The 21,877-nt window shown below is 63.7% G+C and carries 17 protein-coding genes; 9 read left to right on the top strand and 8 right to left on the bottom strand.

What is annotated here, in order from left to right; genetic code table 11:
- The first annotated feature begins 93 nt into the window (after positions 1–93).
- The 4 genes from mfd (at position 94) to mscL (ending at position 6,663) form a co-directional block, all read left to right on the top strand.
- Positions 94–3,570: a transcription-repair coupling factor gene (gene mfd, locus M0D65_RS27255; RefSeq protein ID WP_266255356.1), complete on the top strand. Its 3,477-nt coding sequence runs from the start codon at positions 94–96 to the stop codon at positions 3,568–3,570.
- Positions 3,571–3,789: 219 nt separating this feature from the next.
- Positions 3,790–5,034 carry an acetylornithine deacetylase gene (argE, locus tag M0D65_RS27250; protein ID WP_266255355.1) on the top strand — a complete coding sequence of 415 codons (1,245 nt, stop codon included), beginning with the start codon at positions 3,790–3,792 and terminating at the stop codon, positions 5,032–5,034.
- Between the two features lie 74 nt (positions 5,035–5,108).
- Entirely contained in the window at positions 5,109–6,125 is a 1,017-nt protein-coding gene (locus M0D65_RS27245) for a threonine/serine dehydratase (protein WP_266255354.1), read from the top strand.
- 103 nt (positions 6,126–6,228) lie between these two features.
- The gene (gene mscL / locus M0D65_RS27240; protein ID WP_096718707.1) at positions 6,229–6,663 is read left to right on the top strand and encodes a large conductance mechanosensitive channel protein MscL; all 435 of its coding nucleotides are present in this window, start codon (positions 6,229–6,231) and stop codon (positions 6,661–6,663) included.
- Positions 6,664–6,796: 133 nt separating this feature from the next.
- On the opposite strand, the gene M0D65_RS27235 is transcribed toward mscL, so the two are convergent.
- From M0D65_RS27235 to M0D65_RS27225, 3 genes are read right to left on the bottom strand one after another with little or no spacing between them, the layout of a single operon-like run.
- Positions 6,797–8,800 carry a response regulator gene (locus tag M0D65_RS27235; RefSeq protein ID WP_266255353.1) on the bottom strand — a complete coding sequence of 668 codons (2,004 nt, stop codon included), beginning with the start codon at positions 8,798–8,800 and terminating at the stop codon, positions 6,797–6,799.
- Positions 8,801–8,821: 21 nt separating this feature from the next.
- On the bottom strand, positions 8,822–9,304 hold the full coding sequence (locus M0D65_RS27230; protein WP_091016525.1) for a response regulator: 483 nt from the start codon (positions 9,302–9,304) through the stop codon (positions 8,822–8,824).
- Positions 9,305–9,354: 50 nt separating this feature from the next.
- Entirely contained in the window at positions 9,355–10,968 is a 1,614-nt protein-coding gene (locus M0D65_RS27225) for an ATP-binding protein (protein ID WP_266255352.1), read from the bottom strand.
- Positions 10,969–11,371: 403 nt separating this feature from the next.
- Between M0D65_RS27225 and M0D65_RS27220 the strand changes: the two genes are divergently transcribed.
- Positions 11,372–11,869, top strand: a complete 498-nt coding sequence (locus M0D65_RS27220) for a hypothetical protein (protein ID WP_091016520.1) — start codon at positions 11,372–11,374, stop codon at positions 11,867–11,869.
- A gap of 147 nt (positions 11,870–12,016) precedes the next feature.
- Here M0D65_RS27220 and M0D65_RS27215 read toward each other — a convergent pair whose 3' ends face one another.
- Positions 12,017–14,434: an AsmA family protein gene (locus tag M0D65_RS27215; protein ID WP_266255351.1), complete on the bottom strand. Its 2,418-nt coding sequence runs from the start codon at positions 14,432–14,434 to the stop codon at positions 12,017–12,019.
- 104 nt (positions 14,435–14,538) lie between these two features.
- Between M0D65_RS27215 and M0D65_RS27210 the strand changes: the two genes are divergently transcribed.
- Both M0D65_RS27210 and fetB read left to right on the top strand, forming a co-directional pair.
- Positions 14,539–15,264, top strand: coding sequence for an ATP-binding cassette domain-containing protein (locus M0D65_RS27210; RefSeq protein ID WP_266255350.1), 726 nt, complete (start codon positions 14,539–14,541; stop codon positions 15,262–15,264).
- On the top strand, positions 15,261–16,070 hold the full coding sequence (fetB, locus tag M0D65_RS27205) for an iron export ABC transporter permease subunit FetB (RefSeq protein ID WP_091016513.1): 810 nt from the start codon (positions 15,261–15,263) through the stop codon (positions 16,068–16,070). The genes M0D65_RS27210 and fetB overlap by 4 nt, the downstream gene beginning before the upstream one ends.
- A gap of 13 nt (positions 16,071–16,083) precedes the next feature.
- Here fetB and M0D65_RS27200 read toward each other — a convergent pair whose 3' ends face one another.
- Positions 16,084–16,647: a DUF6013 family protein gene (locus tag M0D65_RS27200; RefSeq protein WP_266255349.1), complete on the bottom strand. Its 564-nt coding sequence runs from the start codon at positions 16,645–16,647 to the stop codon at positions 16,084–16,086.
- 211 nt (positions 16,648–16,858) lie between these two features.
- Complete coding sequence (locus M0D65_RS27195) at positions 16,859–17,875, bottom strand: zinc-binding alcohol dehydrogenase family protein (RefSeq protein ID WP_266255348.1); 1,017 nt, start codon at positions 17,873–17,875, stop codon at positions 16,859–16,861.
- Between the two features lie 167 nt (positions 17,876–18,042).
- Here M0D65_RS27195 and M0D65_RS27190 point away from each other — a divergent pair, with 167 nt between their 5' ends.
- Together M0D65_RS27190 and serB are read left to right on the top strand one after the other, a co-directional pair.
- Positions 18,043–18,987 carry a LysR family transcriptional regulator gene (locus tag M0D65_RS27190; protein ID WP_266255458.1) on the top strand — a complete coding sequence of 315 codons (945 nt, stop codon included), beginning with the start codon at positions 18,043–18,045 and terminating at the stop codon, positions 18,985–18,987.
- Positions 18,988–19,093: 106 nt separating this feature from the next.
- A complete protein-coding gene (serB, locus tag M0D65_RS27185; RefSeq protein WP_266255347.1) occupies positions 19,094–19,933 on the top strand; it encodes a phosphoserine phosphatase SerB in 840 nt (279 codons plus the stop codon).
- A gap of 57 nt (positions 19,934–19,990) precedes the next feature.
- On the opposite strand, the gene M0D65_RS27180 is transcribed toward serB, so the two are convergent.
- Both M0D65_RS27180 and M0D65_RS27175 read right to left on the bottom strand, forming a co-directional pair.
- The gene (locus tag M0D65_RS27180) at positions 19,991–21,175 is read right to left on the bottom strand and encodes a cystathionine beta-lyase (RefSeq protein WP_266255346.1); all 1,185 of its coding nucleotides are present in this window, start codon (positions 21,173–21,175) and stop codon (positions 19,991–19,993) included.
- Positions 21,176–21,242: 67 nt separating this feature from the next.
- Positions 21,243–21,845 (bottom strand): hypothetical protein, encoded by a 603-nt coding sequence (locus M0D65_RS27175; RefSeq protein WP_266255345.1) that lies wholly within the window; start codon positions 21,843–21,845, stop codon positions 21,243–21,245.
- Positions 21,846–21,877: the final 32 nt, after the last annotated feature.

The raw sequence follows: 21,877 nt of genomic DNA, 5'->3' as shown, positions 1-21,877 counted from the left end.
CAACACCCGAAAATCGCCGCCCGAAGATGGGCAATCCACGGGCAACACGCGTAGACTTCCCGCACATTCGACGCCCACCGGCCGCTTTTTTCTATGCCAGACACTGCTGCTTCTTCGTCTTCCCTGTCGCCGGTCGCTCTCGTCAAGGCCGGCCAGCGCTTCGTTTTCGACGGTACGCACGGTTCGTCCGACGCGCTGCTGATCGCCCGCTACCACCTCGCATACCGGCAACAGGTGCCGTTGCTGGCGGTGGTGTGCGCCAATGCCGTCGACGCGCAGCGGCTCACGCAGGAAATCGCTTTCTTCGCGCCCGAAGCGCGCGTGCGTCTGCTGCCCGACTGGGAAACGCTGCCTTACGATTCGTTCTCGCCGCACCAGGACCTGGTGTCGGAGCGGCTTGCGACGCTGCACGACCTCGGCGAAGGCCGCTGCGACATTCTGCTCGTGCCGGCCACGACGGCGCTGTATCGCATGCCGCCCGCCTCGTTCATGGCGGCCTATACGTTTTCGTTTTCGCAGGGCGAGCGCCTCGACGAAGCGAAGCTCAAAGCCCAGTTGACGCTGGCCGGCTACGACCACGTGAGCCAGGTGGTGCGGCCCGGCGAATACTGCGTGCGCGGCTCGCTGATCGATCTGTTCCCGATGGGTTCGCCGCTGCCTTACCGGATCGACCTGTTCGACGATCAGGTCGATTCGATCCGCGCATTCGATCCCGATACGCAGCGCAGCCTGTACCCGGTACGCGATGTACGCCTCTTGCCCGGGCGCGAGTTTCCGTTCGACGAAGCCGCGCGCACCGCGTTTCGCAGCCGCTGGCGCGAGGTGTTCGAAGGCGATCCGAGCCGCGCTTCGATCTATAAAGACATGGGCAACGGTGTGCCGTCGGCGGGCATCGAATACTACCTGCCGCTGTTTTTCGACGAGACGGCAACGCTCTTTCACTATCTGCCGGACAATGCGCAGCTCGCCTTTGTCGGCGATCTGGACACGGCGATCAAGCGTTTCTCCGCCGATACAAAACAGCGCTTCAATTTCCTCTCGCATGATCGCGAGCGGCCGATTCTCGAACCGCAGCGGCTGTTCCTCTCCGACGACGATTTCTACACGTTCGCGAAACCATTCGCACGGCTAGCACTGCCGTCGAACGCAGGTGGCGGCTGGTCGACGCCGCTGCCGAATCTCGCGATCGATCGTCACGCCGACGACCCGGTCGCCGCGCTGCGCGCGTATCTCGCCACGACGCCAAACCGCGTGCTGTTCGCGGCCGAATCGGCGGGCCGTCGCGAGACCATCGCGCAGTTGCTGATCGACAATCACCTGCAACCGGGCTCGAGCGACAGCTACGAAGACTGGTTGACCTCGGACACGCGCTTCGCGCTCGGCGTCGCGCCGCTCGGTATCGGCTTCACCGTGCCGGCCGAAGGTTTCGCGATCGTTACCGAAACGGAACTGTACGGGCCGCTCGCGCGTCGCGCGGGACGCCGTCGCCAGGAACAGGCCAGCAACGTCGATTCGATGGTGCGCGATCTGTCCGAGCTGAAGATCGGCGATCCGGTCGTGCATTCACAGCACGGCATCGGCCGCTACATGGGGCTCGTGACGATGGATCTCGGTGAAGGTGACACCGAGTTCCTGCACCTCGAATACGCGAGCAACAGCAAGCTCTACGTACCGGTCTCCCAGTTGCACGTGATCTCGCGCTACAGCGGCGCCGATCCGGAAAGCGCGCCGTTGCACTCGCTCGGTTCGGGCCAATGGGAAAAAGCGAAGCGCAAGGCCGCACAACAGATCCGCGATACCGCCGCCGAACTGCTCAACCTGTATGCGCGCCGTGCCGCACGCGAAGGTCATGCGTTCTCACTCGAACCGCGCGACTACGTGAAGTTCGCGGAAAGTTTCGGCTTCGAGGAAACGCCCGACCAGGCCGCCGCGATTGCGGCCGTGATCGGCGACATGACAAGCGGCAAACCGATGGATCGTCTCGTGTGCGGCGACGTCGGCTTCGGCAAGACCGAGGTAGCGTTGCGCGCGGCGTTTATTGCGGTGATGGGCGGCAAGCAGGTCGCCCTGCTCTCGCCGACCACGCTGCTCGCCGAGCAGCACACGCAAACCTTCACCGACCGCTTCTCCGACTGGCCCGTGCGCATTGCCGAACTGTCGCGCTTCAAGTCGACGAAGGAAGTCAACGCGTCGATCCAGCTGATCAACGACGGTAGCGTCGATATCGTGATCGGCACGCACAAGCTGCTGTCGTCGGATGTGCAGTTCAAGCGGCTCGGGCTCGTCATCATCGATGAAGAGCACCGCTTCGGTGTGCGCCAGAAAGAAGCGCTGAAAGCGCTGCGCGCCGAGGTCGACGTGCTGACGCTGACCGCGACGCCGATTCCGCGCACGCTCGGGATGGCGCTCGAGGGGCTGCGCGATTTCTCGGTGATCGCCACCGCGCCGCAAAAGCGCCTCGCGATCAAGACCTTCGTACGACGCGAAGAAGACGGCGTGATTCGCGAAGCGATGTTGCGCGAACTGAAGCGCGGCGGTCAGGTGTACTTCCTGCACAACGAGGTCGAGACGATCGAGAATCGCCGCGCAATGCTCGAAGCGCTGGTGCCCGAAGCACGTATCGCGGTGGCGCACGGCCAGATGCACGAGCGCGAACTCGAACGCGTGATGCGCGATTTCGTCGCCCAGCGCGCAAACGTGCTGTTGTGCACGACGATCATCGAAACCGGCATCGATGTGCCGACCGCGAACACGATCCTGATCCACCGCTCCGACAAGTTCGGTCTGGCGCAGTTGCACCAGTTGCGCGGCCGCGTCGGTCGCTCGCATCACCAGGCGTATTCGTACCTGCTCGTGCACGATCCACAGGGTCTGACGAAACAGGCGCAGCGCCGGCTCGAAGCGATCCAGCAGATGGAGGAACTCGGCGCCGGCTTCTACCTCGCGATGCACGACCTCGAGATTCGCGGCACCGGCGAAGTGCTCGGCGACAAGCAGTCGGGCGAGATTCAGGAGATCGGCTTCCAGCTCTACACGGACATGCTCAACGACGCCGTGAAAGCGCTCAAGGAAGGTCGCGAACCCGATCTCACGGCACCGCTCGCCGCGACTACCGAGATCAATCTGCACGCCCCCGCGATCCTGCCCGCCGACTACTGCGTCGACGTGCAGGAACGGCTGTCGCTGTACAAGCGGCTCGCGAGCTGCGAATACGACGACGCAATCGACGGTATCCAGGAGGAACTGATCGATCGCTTCGGCAAACTGCCGCCGCAGGCGCAGGCACTCGTCGAAACGCACCGGCTGCGGCTCGCGGCAAAACCGCTCGGCATCTCGAAGATCGATGCGGGCGAAACGGTGATCGGTTTGCAGTTCGTGCCGAATCCGCCCGTCGACGCAATGCGGATCATCGAGATGGTGCAGAAGCACAAACACATCAAGCTCGCGGGTCAGGACAAGCTGCGCATCGAAACGCGGACTCCCGATCTGTCGGTGCGCGTCGCGACGGTCAAGGAAACGCTGCGTGCGCTCGGTGCGCCGGCGCGTAGTACCGCGGCTGCAGCGCGTTAATAGAGCCTTGTGATTGCCTGGCGGTGGCGCGAAAACGGACCACCAGGCGACCGCCAGACTGCTTCGTTCGATCGCACTTCACGCCACGCGGGCAGTAACGCGCGGTAACGTTTCAAACACTTGCTGCGACGCGCCATACGAAGTAGCAGCATGCGCGTTACATAGCTCGTCCGACGCTTTTTGGGTATGATCGAAAGACCCTATGCAGGAGTCTCCGTCATGTCCCAGGTCGCTGAATCAGCGAAGCCCGTGTCTTCTTCCCCCGCTTCTGGCAGTTCCTCCACGCAGTCTCCCGTTTCGCTTCCGTGGGTCACGCGGCTCGTATCGATCGATACGGTCAGCCGCAATCCGAATCTCGGACTGATAGAAATTGTGCGCGATGCGTTGCGCGAACGCGGTGTGAAAGCCACGCTCACACACGACGACAGCGGCAAATGGGCCAACCTGTTCGCAACAATTCCCGCGCACGACGGCGAGACCAACGGCGGCATCGTGCTGTCGGGTCACACCGATGTCGTGCCGGTCGACGGCCAGCAATGGGACAGCGATCCGTTCAAGCCGGAGATTCGCGGCGACAAGCTGTACGGGCGCGGCACCTGCGACATGAAGGGTTTTATCGGCGCAGCGCTCGCGCTCGTGCCGCAGATGCAGGAAACGAAACTCGCGAAACCGATTCACCTGGCGCTGTCGTTCGACGAAGAGATCGGTTGCGTCGGTGCACCGCTGATGATCGCCGACCTGCTCAAGCGCGGCATCAAGCCGGACGGCTGCATCGTCGGCGAGCCGACCAGCATGCGCCCGATCATCGCGCACAAGGGCGTCAACGCGTATCAGTGCTGCATCCGCGGTCACGCCGCGCATTCGTCGTTGACGCCGAAGGGACTCAACGCGATCGAATACGCGGCGCGCCTCATCTGCCATATCCGCGATATCGCCGACCGGTTCCGCGCAGAAGGCCCGTTCGACGAACTCTACGACGTCCCGTTCACGACGGCGCAAACCAGCACGATCAAAGGCGGCAACGCGATCAACACGGTGCCTGCCGAATGTCACTTCGAGTTCGAATTCCGCAATCTGCCGACGCTCGCTCCGGAACCGATCTTCGCGCGCATCGAGCAATACGCGCGCGAGACGCTGCTGCCGAAGATGCTCGCCGAACATCCGGCCGCCGCCATCGAATTCACGAAACTCGCGGCCGCCCCCGGTCTCGACGCAACCGAACAGGCCGCGATCACACAACTCGTGCGTGCACTGACCGCCGATCAGGACCGCCGCAAGGTCGCCTACGGCACCGAAGCCGGTCTGTTCTCACTGGCGGGCATTCCGAGCATCGTCTGCGGGCCTGGCGACATCCAGCAGGCGCACAAGGCCAACGAATTCGTCGAGCTCGAACAACTCGTCGCCTGCGAACGTTTTCTGGCCAGGTTCGTGCACAGCATGTCTGTCGACGCTCATACCCACTAGACACGCAACCGCCGGCCACGACCGGCGGTCAGTCCCGTTCACCTGCTCTTTCGCTCTTTCTCTTACTCCGCACCATGTCCACCACGCCGCAGCACACCGACCACACGATCGACGGCGAGCCGATCCCGACGCTCGATGACATCGCCACCCAGCACTTCGCGTTGACGCCCTGGGTGGTGCGCACGCCGGTGTTCGACCGGCTCGACTTTCCGTCGCTGGAAGACACGGTCATCAACTTCAAGTTCGAGTTGCTGCAAGCAGCAGGCAGCTTCAAGGCGCGCGGTACGTTCACGAATCTGCTCGCGCTCGACGAAGCGCAGCGTAATGCCGGCGTAACCTGCGTGTCGGCCGGCAATCACGCGATCGCGGTTTCGTACGCGGCGATGCGCCTCGGCGTCAGTGCGAAAGTCGTGCTGTTCCGCTCGGCGAATCCGGCGCGGATCGCTTTGTGCAAGGCGTACAAGGCCGATATCGTGATGGCGGACAACCCGGCCGAAGCGTTCGAATTCGTGCGTCGCATCGAGGCCGAAGAAGGTCGCTACTTCGTTCATCCGTTCAACGGCTATCGCACGGTGCTCGGCACAGCGACGCTCGGTTACGAATGGGCGACACAGACGCCCGATCTCGACGCGGTCATCGTACCGATCGGCGGTGGCGGACTCGCAGCCGGTGTCTCGACCGCTATGCGCCTCGCGAATCCACATATCCATGTGTATGGCGTCGAGCCCGAAGGCGCGGATGCAATGAGCCGCAGCTTCGCGGCCAATCACACGATCAAGATGGGTCCGATGCAAGGCATCGCCGATTCGCTAATGGCACCGCACACCGAGCAGTACAGCTACGAATTGTGCCGACGTCATATCGATCGCATCGTCACCGTCAGCGACGACGCACTGCGTGCCGCAATGCTCACGCTGTTCGCGCAGCTCAAACTTGCGGTCGAACCCGCGTGTGCGGCCGCAACAGCGGCGTTGCTCGGACCGCTGCGCGAAACCTTGCAGGGCAAGCGTGTCGGGGTGTTACTGTGCGGTACGAATACCGATCCGCAGACCTTCGCCACCCACATCGAACGCGCCCGCACTCAACACTAAGCCGGCATCGAGCGTACGAAGCGCACACAGCTTGTAGCAAAAAACTACCCGTTCTCCTGATCGTTGGCTATTATTGCGCCATCGACATCAAGGAGGAATCCCAATGAGCATGTTCAAGGAGTTCAAGGAATTTGCCCTCAAGGGCAACGTAATGGACCTCGCGGTTGGTGTGATCATCGGCGCGGCGTTCTCTACGATCGTGACTTCAATTGTTAAAGACCTGATCATGCCGGTAGTCGGTGTCGTGACGGGTGGCCTCGATTTCTCGAACAAATTCATCCTGCTCGGCCATATTCCCGACAACTTCAAGGGCAACCCCGACTCGTACAAAGACCTGCAGACTGCGGGCGTCGCTGCGTTTGGCTACGGCTCGTTCATCACGGTGTTGATCAACTTCATCATCCTCGCGTTCATCATTTTCCTGATGGTCAAGTTCATCAACAACCTGCGCAAGCCCGCTGCGGATGCGCCGCCGCCGGCTCCGGCCGAAGATGTGCTGCTGCTGCGAGAGATTCGCGATTCGTTGAAGAATCGTTGAGAAATCCGCGCTAAGCGTACCTGGTCGCTAGTCGACAAACCCGCAGGAAAAGATTGGCCCGCTGTACGCGATGCGTCAGCGGGCCTTTTAACGCGTGCGAGCGTTGTGCACTCGCATCGATGATGAAATAGCGTCAGCGTGACGCGCCGCCGGCCGCTGCCGGTGCGTGGGTCTCCCCTGCCTTCAGGTTCGCCGTGCTTTCGATCAGCTGTTCGAGCTGCGAGAAGTTAACCGGTTTGGTCAGATGCGCGTTGAAGCCGGCCGCGAGGCAGCGGCGTACATCTTCATCGGTGCCGAAACCGGTCAGCGCGATCGCTGGCACATCGGAATGCTCGCGATACGCCTTGATGAAATCGATCCCCGTGCCATCCGGCAGCCCCACATCGCTGACGACGAGATCGAACACCCCTACACGTGTCGCAGCGAGCGCATCGGCCACACAACCGACCACGGTCACGTCGTGCCCCAACCCGCGTATGAGTTGCGCCATCACTTCGGCGGTATCGACGTGATCCTCGACGAGCAGAATGGTCAGCAGCTCCGGCGGATGTTCCTCGCTTGTCGTCGCCACGACGGGCTCTTCGACCGGCGGCTCGGCTGTCGGCATCGTGATCGCGAACGTCGCGCCACAGTGCGCGCCCGGGCTGCGCGCGGTCACGGTACCGCCGTGCGCATCGGTCAACGCCTTGGTGATCGCTAGTCCAAGACCGAGCCCGCCGAACTGCCGCGTCATGTTCTGGCTGCCCTGCTCGAACGCATTGAAGAGCTTGCCGATCTGTTCGGGTTCGATGCCGATGCCGGTGTCCTCGATCGAGATCTGTATATGCATGCGCTCATCAGACGTGCGCACATAGATGTGGCCACCGTCCGGTGTGAACTTCGCGGCGTTGCGAATCAGGTTCCATAGCATCTGCTGCAGCCGCGCGCGATCGGCGAGCACGTAGTGATGTTGCGCATGCTTCTCGACATGCACGTCCTGCTCCTTGACCTGGATTTCGCTGCGGAACAGTTCAAGCACACTGTCGATTACCTCATGCACGTCGACCGTTTCCAGCGACAGACGCAGCTTGCCGTTCGCAACGCGCGTGAGATCGAGCAGATCGTCGATCAGCCGCGCCTCGAGTTCGATGTTGCGGCGGATCATCCGCACGCTGGAGCGCGCGCTGTCCGGCAGCTCGGCGAGCATTTCGAGGATGCGTGTGCCGGCCAGCACCGGTGTGAGCGGCGTGCGCAGCTCGTGCGAGAGCATCGCGAGAAAACGGTCCTTCGCCCGGTTCGCTTCTTCGGCGTTTTGCCGCGCGGCCTGCTCGGAGGCAAGCAGTTGCTCGCGCTCTTCGATCGCCTCGCGTTGCTGATGCACGTCGGTGCAACTGCCGAACCACTTGCTGACCACGCCGTCCGCGTCGCGCATCGCGACGATCCGCGCATCGAACCAACGATAAGCGCCGTCATGACGGCGGATTCGCAGTTCGTGCCGATAATCGACGGCGCCGCTGCGCACGGTTTTCAGCCAGGTTCGGCGAATCTCGTCGCGATCTTCCGGATGGACGGCGTCGAGCCATGCGAGCCCTTGCGACATGCTCTCGCTCAGGCCCGTGTATTCGAGCCACTGCTTCGACAGGAAATCGCAATTGCCATCGGCATTGCAGGTGAGCACGAGGTGAGGCAGCGCTTCTGACAACGTGCGGTAATGCGCTTCGCGATCGCGCAGCAACAGCGCTTCTGCCGATGCCTTCTGCAACCGCACCTGCAACAGCACACGTTCGACCGCTTCGGGCAGATAGTCCAGGTAGTCGCCCGATTTCGGCACGACGTCCGATACCCCGGCGCGCAACGCTTCGATCACGCGTGATTCGTCGGTGAAACCGGTCACGAGGATGGCTGGAATGCGGATACCCTCGGCACGCAGGCGTCGGAAGAAATCGAGCCCCGTCTCGGGACCGTCGAGCTGATAGTCGAGCACGAGCAGATCGGGCTCGCCTTCGGCGATACGCGCGCGGGCGTCGCCGACCGAGCGGCTCGCGGCTACCCGGCAGCCGGCGCGCTCGAGCGACTTGCGCGCAAGCCGCAGAATGCCCTCATCGTCATCGACGACAAGCACAAACGCGGGCGAATGCGTGGAAACGTCTTCGGTCATGCGGGTTCTTCCATCTTGCGCTTACGGCCTCGAAAGGGGATGCCCGGGCGGCAGCTTCACCACCTGCAGGAAAAAGCCGAGGCGGCGCACGGCCTCGATAAACGCGTCGTACTCGACCGGCTTGGTGATGTAGACGTTGCATCCGAGTTCGTAGCAGCGGGCGATTTCGCGCGGATCGTCGGTTGTGGTCAGCACGATCACCGGCACCGCTGCCGTGGACGGCGACGTCTTCAGACGGCGCAGCACCTCGAAACCGTCGACGCGCGGCATCTTCAGATCGAGCAGCACGACGAAATTGGTCAGCTCGCGAGGTGCGGGACGCCCGGTCGCGTCGTCGGCCGCGGCCGGATCGCCGAAGAAATAATCGAGCGCCTCCTGGCCGTCCGAGAAACGCAGGAAGCCGTTCGAAACGCCTGCACGTCGCAGGTTACGTTCGACCAGCGTCGCGTGTCCGTCGTCGTCCTCGATCAGGATGATGCCAACGGTTTCGCCATTTGTTGCCATACTGGCTCCAGGACTGCTGTCTGTCTGCGTCACGATCGTCGTTGAATAGGTCATGCGATACGCACCGGTTGTTCTGGCAAGACAATGAAGAAGGTCGAGCCCGCCCCTTCCGCCGATTCCACCCACACCCGCCCGCCATGCCGCTCGACGATCCGCCGCACCAGCGCGAGGCCGATGCCGTCGCCCTTGGCGACGTCGCCGTGCAGACGCTGAAACGCGCGGAACGTTTTCGACATATAGGCCGCGGGAATCCCGAGCCCGTTGTCGCGCACGTAGTACGTGCGCGTGCGCGGCACGCCCGGTTGCGGCACGTCGACGACGCCCGGCTCCAGCGCACCGACTTCGATACGGCCTGGCCGGCTGGGGTCGAGGTAGTTCACCGCATTGCCGATCAGGTTGCTGAAAATCTGTTCGATTGCCGACGGATCGCCCCACGCGGGCGGCAGGTCGCGCACCGTGACGAGCGCCGCGCGCTCGCCGATCGCCGCCTGCAGCGTGTCGACCACCTTGGCCACTGCCCGCCCGACGCTCACGCGCTGCCACTGGTACTCAAGCCGCCCGGCGCGCGAAATGCGCAAGAGCGCATCGATGATCGCCGCGGCCCGCGTCACCGCCGTGCGCAGAAACTGCAGCGACTCGCGGATATCGCCGTCGAGTACCCGCGTCAACCGCCGGTGCTCGTTCTCCGGCAGTCGCGCCGCATCGACGACGCTGTTCAGCTCATCGCAGGATACCTGCAGCTCTTTCGAAAACCCTTGCAGGTTCACGAGCGGCGAGCGCAGATCGTGCGACACGCTGTAGATGAACATCTCGTTGTCCTGGGTTTCCTGGCGCAATTCCTCGTTGACGCCGGCCAGTTCGGCGGCGCGCGCTTCGAGGCGCGATTTCAGCACCGCCTGGTCGCGCTCGGCGACCCGCAGCCGCGCGCCGGTTCGATGCAGCACGGCGTCGAGCGAGGCGATTTCGTCGTTGCCCGAAAGCGGCGGCATCAGCGGTTCGCCGTCACCGAGACGCTCCGCGTTGCCGGTCAGCACATCGAGCCGGCGGCCGATATTGCGCGCGAAAGCCGCCGCGGTGGCCGCCCAGATCAGCATCGAGCCGACCACTGCGGCGATCAGCGCATATTGCTGGCGCGTGCGGGTTTCGTTCAGCGACTCGCTGCGTTGCGCATCGAGCCGCGATTCCTCGGCGATCAGCGCATTCAGCTCGTCATTGAAGATAGCGATCTGCGCCGGCATGTCACGACCTTCGTCAGCGGTAAACGGGCCGATGTTGCGGCCGTCGTGGAGCGCCTGCGAGATCTCGGTGGCCTGCTTGCGATACGCCTCGATGGCCGCGCGCATCCGCAGGACCCGCGCGGTCTGCTGCGGCGTGTCGGCGACCAGTTGTTCCAGATGGGTCAGGCGATCGGACAGATCGACCCATACCGCATGACGATCGATAAACGACGCATCGCCGACCACGATCCCTGTCCTCACCCGGGCGGCCTGACGCAGCAGCGGGTCGATCACCGAGGCTGCCTGATAGAGGATCTGTTTGCTGTTGGTCGACCACTGCGCGGCCTGCGTCGTCTGTTCCTGCGCGTCGAACACGACTCCGAGCAGCGCCAGTTCGACCGCGCTTGGCACTGCGATCAGCAGCAGACCCTTCGTGAAAAGTTTCATGTACGCCTGACAGACCTTTTAGCCGTTTGTCGGCCGCGGCGGCATGGCCGGGCGCCGAAGGCGGAGCTCGAAGCCCTGTCGCGCTGCGGCACCTTGCGCAGCGCCGTCGGGACGACGCCAATTATCGACGCGAATTTGAGATATTTCAATGTGCGCCGGACGGGCGCTGGAGCACAGAAGCCGTGCTTTTTTATCGGTGACGGAAGACATACTTCGGCGCGTGAGTCTATGATGAAGACAGCGGTACAGGGAATGCGAAGGTGTGCGGGGTGTCGGTTCGGCATGGTTCGCACGGCGACAGTAGTCCGACCAGGTCGCCGCGAGCGGTCGAATCGTCGTGAATCCGGCATTTTCGTATGCTATAAAAGATCGACGTGCGGCGCGCGAAGCCGGGAGTGGTCGCATGAGGACGCTGCGTTTTTTGCAATTCTTTTTCAGGCGAATTTTTATGTCCTTCCCGAAGAAGCGTAGGCGCGCGAAGGCGGACGGCGACGAGTCGTTCCTCGCCGTGCTGAAGCATTTCAAGCCGTTCGGCCAGCTCGACACGAAAATCACGCGGGCCCGTGCGCAGGACGAGCCGGTGCTTTATGCGCATGTGCTGCCGGGGCTCGATGTGCTGTTGTGCAGTGTCCGCGGGGCACAGCCGCCGTACCCGGCGGTGGCGGAACTGCGTCGGCGCTGCATCGAATCGATTGCTAACGCGCTGGAACAGCCGCTCGATGGCCTCGAGAACGGCGGTTACTGGTACGAAGCCGATGGTTTCGGTTTTCTGGTGTTCGCGAGCCGCGCGCGCAGCCGCGTACTGCCCGAATTCGGTGCAACCCGTGCGGCTGGGGGTGGCGCGCGGCGTGGTGTGCGGCGCAACGCGGCAGGAGATGCTACGCCGCGCTCGCTGCGCTGAGACGCTCGCGCCGTAGTCTATCGGCCCCCGCCAGGCTACGCCTCTGGGCCGCCAGATCCGGCAAGTTCTCCGACGCCTCAAAGCACGACGCCCCGTTACCGGGGCGTCGTCGTATCTGGCATCCGCAGCGCTGCTACGCCGCAGCGATCAACTTCCCTTGTATGCGGCAGCGTCGGCGGGTGCCGGTGTGCGGGCCGTGGCGGGCTTGGCCGCACCGGCCGGCGATGCGCCGGGCGCCCCCTTGAGCGGCAGCTTCGCTTTTTCCTTCTGCCCCGGCGGCGGCGCGACCGGCTTGCTGTTCACCTGAGCCAGCAATTCGCTGCATGGCAAGGCCTTGTTGTTGCTCGGTGCGATCAGCGGAATCAGCGCGGCGAACGGATTGAGCAACCCCAACCCGACCATCGCGCCGCCGCGCAGCGCCAGCGCGCCCACGTCTACGCCGACATGCGGGTCCTTGAACGTGCCCTTGACATACAGCGGCGAACGTAGCGAAAAGATGCGGAAGCCCTTCGTGTGCGGATGGACGCCGAGATCGAGCGACTCGTCGCGCAGGTCGACGTGGCCGTCGATATTGATCACGGCGTCGTCGGTATCGAGCGCAAATACGCGCGCATCGAGCACACCGTTGGTCGCGACGAAATCCGCCGCCGCGCAATTGATCTTCACGTCCTTGCCGCCGAACAGCTTCTCATAGACGACATTCGCGACGTTCAGCCCCGCTGCCTCCATGAGCAGGCGACTCACCGTGCCCTGCGTCACGAGCGTCTTCACCTCGCCGTTCGACGTCGCGGCAAGCGCCGCCGGCGAGTTGCCGGTAGCCGACAGCGCCGCATCGCCGTTGATTTCGCCGAGCGCGCTCTGCATCGTCTTGAAAGTCGGGAACAGCTGCTTGAGCTTCAGGTGACGCGCCGACGTCGATACGCGGCCCTTCAGCGGTGTCGCACTACCATCGAGATGAATGTCGGAGCTAAGCGTCCCGCCCGCTACGCCGAAGCGCAGCGGCGTCAGCGACAGCACGCCATCGGTCATCACGATATGCGTGTAGAGATCGGTGATCGGCAGATCCGCGTCCTTGACGATGCGTCGGCCCGTGAACTTGACGTCGGCGTCGATTGCTTTCCAGCGATCGGTACGGAACTGCTCGACCGGCAGCACCCTGCCCGCCGGCTGCTGCGTGGTGTCGCCGCGCTTCGCCTTGCTCGCCTTGCTGTCGGCGCCGATGATCGGTGCAAGATCGGCGAATTGCAGCAGGTTCGACACCAGTTCGCCCTGTAGCAGCGGCCGCGGCTCGCGCTGCGTATAGCTCAACGTACCGTTCAGATCGCTGCCGCCGACCCGACCCGTAAAGTTTTCATAGCGGAACGTGCTGGCGCCGCGGCGGAACTGGCCGATCAGGCGGCCATCGGTTGCGTAAGGCGGGGTATCGGGCAGGGTCACGCCGGTCAGCGCATACAGATGCGCCATGCTCGTACCTTGCAGCCACAGGCGCAGGTCGAGTGCGGCGAGGTGCGCCGGATCGGTCAGCGTGCCGACCAGGGCGACGCGCAGGTCGCCGGCCTTCACGTCGGCCTGGATCGGGAATGGCCGGTCCGCATCCTGCAGCGCCAGCACACCGCCTACCTTGCCGTTGCCTGACACCGGTGTGCGGTTGTAGGTGCCTTTGACGGTCCAGCCGAGCGAATATGCCTGCACGTCCGGTTTTGCCGCGCGCGGTGCCGTGGTTGCGCTTGCGGAGGAAGCCGTGGACGCGGTCTGCGCTCCAACTGCCGCGCCGGACACTGCTGAAGACGCCGAAGCGGTCTGCGCTCGCGCCGCTGCGTCGGACACCCCTGACGCTGCCGACGCCTCCGAAGCCGCTGCTGCCGCGGAAGCCGCCGCAGACTGCGCCGCCAGCCGCCGCGCCCCCTGCTTGCCGACCACCTGCGCAGACGCACTGCGCGATGCCGCCTCCTGCTGCTTCATCACCTCGCCGACCGGGATCGGCTGACCGAGCGTATCGATCGTCACCTTCACATCGGTCTTCGACTTCTGGTCGGCCAGCGCGACATAGCCTTTCGAAAACACGATGTCGTGTAGATCGAGCTTCCACTCGGACGGCCCGGACGACGCCGGCAGTTTGAAGGTCCAGTTATTGCGGTTATCGACAAGCCGTTCGAGGTCCACCGACGGATTCACGAGATTAATGGAAGGAATGACGATGTCGTGCGTAAGTAGCGGCAACACCTCGACCTGGAAATCGATCTCATCGAGGGTCGCGAAGTGCGGCTGTTTCGTCCAGTCCGGATTGGCCACCGTGATATTGGCCGCCGAGAAACGCGGCCACGGCACCCATGCACGCCAGCCGATCTCGCCCACCGGGTGTTGCCAGTCGACCTTCAGATCGCCCTCGATCGCAAACGGCCGGCCAATAGCCTGACTCACTTTGTCGTTGACCCAGGGACGCGCGTGATTCCAGTCGAAAGTCACGATGAAAACGGCCAGCGCAGCCACCAGAACCACGATAATCGCCAGCAGCCATGCGATGATCTTGCCAACCGTTCTTCCGAGGTTGAGCGACGACACCATGAAAACTCCCTTGTTTTTCTGATAACCGGTAGGACAGCACAGCCCGTGCCCGGTTCGCACCAATATCCGCCCCGCACTGCAAAAGGCGCACCAGCCCAGCCCCCATGACTTCCGCGTCCCCTCTCGTTGCAGCAACCGACATCGCGCGCCGCGACCCGCAGCACGGCCGCTGGCTTCTACATCCGGCCAGTCTCGCGCTACATGGCGGCGAGCGCCTGTCGATCACCGGGCCATCGGGTTCGGGCAAGAGCGTGTTCCTGCGTGCGCTCGCACTGCTCGATCCGCTCGACGGCGGTCATGTCGAGTGGCACGGCAAACGCGTCGCGCGCGCAGCCATTCCGCGCTATCGCCGCAGCATCGCCTATATTCGTCAGCGGCCGGCGCTGCTCGACGGCACCGTCGAAGACAACCTGCGTTATCCGTTCACACTGCGCGCCTACCGCGACCTGCAGTTCGAGCGCGAGCGTGTCGCATCGCTCGCGCTACAGGCTGGCCGCGACAACGATTTCCTCGACCGGCGGGCAAGCGAGCTGTCCGGTGGCGAAGCGCAGATCGCTGCATTGATCCGCGTGTTGCAACTCGATCCTGAGGTGCTGCTGCTCGACGAGCCCACCGCTTCGCTCGACCCGGCATCATCGCATGCGATCGAGGGACTCATAGGCGCATGGTTCGATGCCGGCGCAGCGAGAGACGCCGCGCGTGCCTCGATATGGGTGTCGCACGATCCCGCTCAGGCCGAACGCATGAGCGAACGGCACCTGACCATGCAAGCGGGTGTGCTCGATGAAGCCCCTCTGATTTCCCTGGACCGCGAGCGCGCCACACGATGATGCTGCAAAACCTCAGTCTCTGGGATGTCGGTATCGCGGCGCTGCTGATCGTCGTGAACGGTGCGCTATCGGTTGCGCTGAAGCTCGATCTCGAACGCAAGCTCGCGTGGGCGGCGCTGCGCACCGTCGTGCAGTTGCTTGCGATCGGTTATGTGCTCGGCTGGGTGTTCAGCTACGACCGCTGGTTCGTCGTGCTACCGCTGATGGCGCTGATGACGCTGATCGCCGGCTTCGCGGGCGCACAACGCGGTCCGTGGACCTACGTGGGTCAGCGTGCCGACAGCATCGTGTCGATCTGGGTCAGTTCGTGGCTGGTGGCAGCGGTTGGCCTCTTCCTCGTGATCCGGATTCGTCCGTGGTACGAGCCGCAATATGCGATTCCGATACTCGGCATGATTCTCGGCAATACGCTCACCGGGGTATCGCTGGGTATCGAGCGGATGATCGATGAACTGACCGCGCGGCGCGACCGCGTCGAGATGGCGCTCGCGCTCGGCGCGACGCGCTGGGAAGCGGCGCAGGAACCGGCACGCCAGGCCGTGCGTGCAGGCATGCTGCCCACGCTGAACCAGATGGCCGTTGTCGGCATCGTGAGCCTGCCCGGCATGATGACGGGCCAGGTGCTGGCCGGCCAGTCGCCGTTGCAGGCAGTCCGCTATCAGATCGTCATCATGTTTTTGATCGCGGCGTCGTCGGCGCTCGGCACCGTCGGTGCCGTGCTGCTCACATACCGGCGCGTGTTCTCGCCGGAGCACCGTTTTCTTGCTTCCCGGCTGGTGGAACGCAGCACGTCAGCGCGCCGTTGATGCAGTGTGCGCGCTAGCGTTTGGCCGACAGCACGATCTCGGTGCCGTCGCTGAGCGTGACCGCTTTGGTGCTGCCACTGGTCGGCATCGTGAAGCGGACGATCTGGCTCGTCATCAACGCATTCGGACACTTCAGCGTCTTGCCCGCCTGGGTCACGCTCTTCGTGCCACGCGGCGTCTGCGCCTGAAAATTCAGTTGGACAGTCGCGGTACCGTCAGCACCGACGACCGGCGCAAGGCGCACCTGAATCTGCCGGATCATGGCGCCGTTCGCATCGAGCGGTAGCGACGCGTAGTCGGGACAGGACTCGGGGGCTGCAACCGGACCGCCTGGCGGCACGGTCTTCCATGTGTAATCGTCGGACTGGCCCGAGCGGATCGTGCGCGTGTCCTGCGCGTTGCCGAACTGCTTCGAGGTGATCTTCAGCGTGTAGCGGATCGGGCCATCGAGTGCAGCCTGGGACGTGATCTTGATCGGCGTCGCCGCGAGCGCGGAAGACGAAATCGTGACAAGCGCGCAGGCAAGGCAGGCGGCAGAAATAGCAGCAACGGCGGAAAGTCTGAAGCTCGGGCTCATACTGTCACCTCGTTGTTGTGCCGCTGCGCGGTCCGTCGAGGTCGCGCAGCCGTTCTTAAGCATGAAGCCCTGCCAGTCTACCGCCAAGCGACCGCTTGCGCGCCTCGCGTGGATCAGGTGTTACCCCGCTTGCGGCGGCGTCGTTTCCCGTTTTGCGTTTGCCATTTCCGGGTAAGCAATGCCGTGCCGCAAGCGCGTTAGCAACCCAGCATCAAAACCCGCTCAGCACCAGCTTGCCGATCGCACGCCCTTCCTCGAGCATCCGGTGCGCGCGCCGCACGTTGTCGGCGTTGATCGGACCCAGGTTCTCGCCGACCGTCGTGCGCAGCGTGCCTGCATCGACGAGTCGCGCCACTTCGGTCAGCAGCTTGTGTTGTTCGATCATGTCGGGTGTACCGAACATCGAACGCGTGAACATGAATTCCCAATGGAACGCCGCGCTCTTCAACTTCAACAGTTCGATCTCGACCGGCTTGCTGTTCTCGACGATCGTGCAGATGCCACCCTGCGGTTTCACGACCGCTGCCGCCGCGGGAAAATGCGTGTCCGTATCGTTGAATATCAGCACATAGTCGACCTGCTCGATACCGAGTTGCTTCAGTTGAGCGGGCATGTCGCCGAAGTGATCGACGATATGGTCCGCGCCCAGTTCGGTGGCCCACTTCGCCGACGCCGGGCGCGACGCGGTTGCGATCACCTTCAGCTTGCCGAGCTGTTTCGCGAGCTGGATGCCGATCGAGCCGACCCCACCCGCTCCGCCGATGATCAGCACCGAGCGCCCTTCATCCGCGCCCTGCGGCGATACACCAAGCCGGTCAAATAGCGCTTCCCACGCGGTGATTGCGGTGAGCGGCAACGCGGCGGCGTGTGCAAAATCGAGTGAAGCCGGCTTGCGCCCGACGATGCGCTCGTCCACCAGGTGATATTCGCTGTTCGCACCGGGCCGCGTGATGCTGCCCGCATAGAACACCGGATCGCCAACCTTGAACAGCGTCACTTCCGGCCCGACTGCGGCGACCGTGCCGGCCGCGTCCCAACCGAGCACGCGTGGCGTTTTCTCGACGGCGTCCTTCGGCGAACGCACCTTGTAATCGACGGGATTCACGGAAATGGCCTCGACCTTCACGAGCAGATCGCGACCGCTTGCCTGCGGTTGCGGCAGTTCGACGTCGAGCAGCGCTTCGGGGTGATCGATGGGCAGATAGCGATGCAGACCGATGGCTTTCATGACAGCTCCTGTTTCTTGATGCGGATCGATAAGGATGGGGACGCCAGGACCGGCAGCGTCTGGGGTGACAAGGGCGCGTCGCCGATCCGATGAATACCATCGTAAGACCTTGGTTATTCTTTGAAAACAGTCATAATGACTGAAACATTTTTTTGATTTTCAGAATAATGGTGCTTTCTCCTACTTCCCACACCGAACGCGACCGGCTCGATCTGCTCGATGTGGCGTTGTTCATGCGTGCCGCGCTGCTTGCCAACGTATCGGCTGCGGGGCGGGAATTCGGGCTGTCGGCGGCAGTGGCCAGCGCGCGGATCGCACAGCTCGAACGGCTGCTCGGCGCGCGGCTGCTGCATCGAACCACGCGCCGCATCAGTCTCACCCAGGACGGTGAAGTCTTCATGGTGCAGGCTCGGACGCTGCTCGATGCGGCCGACGCGGCGCGCGCATCGGTCGGACGGGCACAGGCCGAGCCGCAGGGGCGGCTGCGCGTCGCCATGTCGTCGTCGTTTGGGCGGCAACATGTGTCGCCGGTCATACCCGAGTTCCTGCGTCGTCATCCGGGCGTGAGCGTCGATCTGCGTATCACCGATCAGCTCGTCGATCTCGTCGACGCCGGCATCGATGTCGCGATCCGGCTCGGCGCGCTGAAGGATTCGTCGCTGGTTGCGCGCCGGCTCGCCGAGAACCGGCGTGTGATCTGCTGCTCGCCCGCGTATCTGGCCGAGCGCGGCACGCCGCATCATCCATCTGATCTCACCGAGCACGAATGCATCGTGCTGTCGAACCAGCGCGACTGGGGCTTCGTCACGCCCGCGGGTCATCTCAATGTGCGCGTGAGCGGCCGGCTCGACGTCGACAACGGCGAAGTGATCCGCGACGCGCTGCTGGCAGGCTTCGGTATCGCGCTGAAATCGACGTGGGATGTCGCGCCCTACCTGCGCAGCGGCGAACTCGTCGCCGTGCTCGACAGCTATCCGCTCGCGGAAACGGTCGCGATCTGGGCCGTCTACCCGAGCCGCGCGTTCGTGCCGCCCAAGACTGTGGCATTCATCGATTTCATCGCCGCGCATTTCGGCGATCCGCCGTATTGGGATCGCGAGCCTGGCACCTGATAGCAGCCCGGTTGCGCTGCGCCGACCCGGTACAATGGCGCGATTGCCTGTTGCCCGCGCATCCCGCGCGTGGCTGGCCCACTCCGCGTCCCTGCCCCGCGTCTTCATGAACCTCATCATCCAAAGTCTCACGCCAATCGGTCCGGAACATCACAAGCCGCTCGTCGGGCTTGCACGTGGCAAACATGCGACGGTCATCGATACGCAGGCGATCCGCATCGACGGCGCCGACCCTGCGCAGCGCGGCGATCTCGACGTGTACTGTCACACGCACGAACTCGACTATGCGTTCGTCGAGCCGGGCAAGCACCTGCGCGACTTCGGGCTGTTGACGATGGACATGGATTCGACGCTGATCACGATCGAATGCATCGACGAGATTGCGGATTTCTGCGGCCTGAAGGCGGAAGTCGCGGCCATTACCGAAGCGTCGATGCGCGGCGAGATCAAGGACTTCAACGAGAGCCTGACGCGCCGCGTCGCGTTGCTCAAGGGACTCGACGCAAGCGCGCTCGAACGTGTCTACGACGAGCGGCTGCAGCTATCGCCGGGCGCGGAGCGGATGCTGGCCGGCGTGAAAGCCGCCGGCCTGAAAACCCTGCTCGTGTCCGGCGGCTTCACGTTCTTCACCGAGAAACTGCGCGCGCGCCTCGGCCTCGATTTCACGCAAGCGAATACGCTTGAAATCGTCGACGGCAAGCTGACGGGCCGAGTGACCGGCGAGATCGTCGATGCGGAAGTGAAAGCGCGTACATTGCGCGACACCTGCGCACAACTCGGCATCGAGCCGTCGCGCGCGATTGCGATGGGCGACGGTTCGAACGACCTGAAGATGATGGCGGTAGCCGGACTATCGGTTGCGTTCCGCGCCAAGCCCGTCGTGCGCGAAGCGGCCAGCGTTGCATTCGATCACGTTGGGCTCGACGGGCTGCTGCGGTTGTTCTGATACGGCGGGCGGGCCGGCCGTTTTACGGATACGCATGCCGGGCCCTCGCGTATCGCCCTACGTCAGCGCGGCGAGACGCGCTTCGATATCCGCGCGCAGGTCGACCTCTTCTTCTAGACCGATAAAGAAACGCACCAGCGTGCCGCGATGCGGCCATTGCGCCTCGGTGCGCATCGAGGCGATGTCGTACGGCATCGCAAGACTCTGCGCGGCACCCCAGCTCCAGCCTATCGCAAACAGTTCAAGCGACTCGCAGAACGTATCGATCTGCGCGGCGCCATAGCGTTCATCGAACACAACCGAGAACAACCCACCTGCGCCGCTGAAATCGCGTCTGTAGAATTCGTGACCCGGACAGTCGGGTAGCGCGGGATGCAGCACCGCGGCGATCTCCGGCCGCGTCTTCAACCAGTGCGCCAGCGCGAGCGCGGTGCGGTCGTGCTGCTCGAAGCGCACCTTCATGCTCGGCAGGCTGCGCAGGACCAGCGAGCAGTCGTCGGCCGACACGCCGATACCCATGCGCATGCGCGCAAGTTTCAGCTTCAGATGTAACTCGCGATCGACGGTGATCGTCGCGCCCATCAGCACATCGGCGCCGCCCGACTGATACTTCGTCAACGCCTGCACCGAGATGTCGACGCCGTGATCGAACGGGCGAAACGCAAGCCCCGCCGACCACGTGTTGTCGATTGCAGTCACGACGCCGCGTGCGCGTGCGGCCGCGGTGATGGCCGGCACGTCGGGCACTTCCATCGTCACCGAACCGGGTGCCTCGATCCAGATCAGCCGTGTGTTCGGCAGGATCAGGTCGGCGATGCCCGCGCCGATCATCGGATCGTAGTAGCGCGCCGTGATGCCGAAATCTTTCGCGAGCCAGTCGCCGTGGTCGCGGTTTGGCGAATACACGTTGTCGGGAATCAGCACGTCGTCGCCGGCCTTGACGAGGCCGAAGTACACATTCGAGATCGCCGACAATCCAGACGGCTGCAGCAGCGCATGATTGCCGCCTTCCAGCGCGGCAAGACGCTGCGCGAGCGTCATCGAGGTCGGCGTGGCGTGCAGGCCGTAGCGCCATGCGGCATCGTTGCGCCAGTCGAGCGCGCGCATCGTTGCAAGATCGGGAAACACAACCGTCGATGCACGCGTCACCGGCACCGAGAACGAGGCGTAGCCCGGCGGCAGATCGTCCTCCGGATGCACGATGCGCGTTTGCAGCTCGTGGCTGGAATGGGATTTCGTCATGATGGAATTTGGGTTGGATCTTCTTCAGGGACTGCAGGCGGTGTCGCGCGACGTGTGCAACGCGGGTTCATTCGCCGGTGGTCAGGTTGCTGACACCGCCGACGGGCTGGGCGCCTGTCTTCGCTGCAGCTGCAGGCGCGCTCGCGGTTGCCGGTGACGGCCCGGTTTGCCCCGCCGCAAGCGGGCGCAGATCGAACGGTTGCGGATCGGAATCGTCGACGTTCATGCGGTCGCCGGCCAGCGACCCGTCGGCGGCGAACTTGCCGACCCAGTTGCCGGTGATATGCGTGCCATCGTTGGATTCTTCGACCTCGAGCGTATCGTTGTCGCGGTCGCCGGCGATCAGGATCACTTCGCCGGTATCGGCGAACTGGTATTCGCCGTGTACACCGGATGGGTCGTCGGTTTTCGGGCCGAGCCGCAGTACGATCTGACGCTTGCCCAGCGTGCCTGCATAGCGCGGAAATTTTGCGAATTCCGCACTGGGTTTCAGCGGTAGCTGGATGGGTGCGGGAGCGGCCAGTTCCTTGACTGCATCGCTTTGCGCCCATGCGTGAACCGGCATGGAGAGCGCGACGAGCACGGCACAGGCGCCGCACGCTGCAGCCGTGGCATTCACCGTCCATCCGCGCCGCGCTACGGCCTGCTTCATCGATCCTGAATCCTGCATGCTTGTCTTCCTTGCTTGCTTTTGACTGCGCG

The sequence above is a fragment of the Paraburkholderia sp. CHISQ3 genome (assembly GCF_030464945.1).
Classification (GTDB): Bacteria; Pseudomonadota; Gammaproteobacteria; order Burkholderiales; family Burkholderiaceae; genus Paraburkholderia; species Paraburkholderia megapolitana.
The sequence above is the reverse complement of the archived record's forward strand: the minus strand, read 5'-3'. Positions and strand labels throughout refer to the sequence as shown.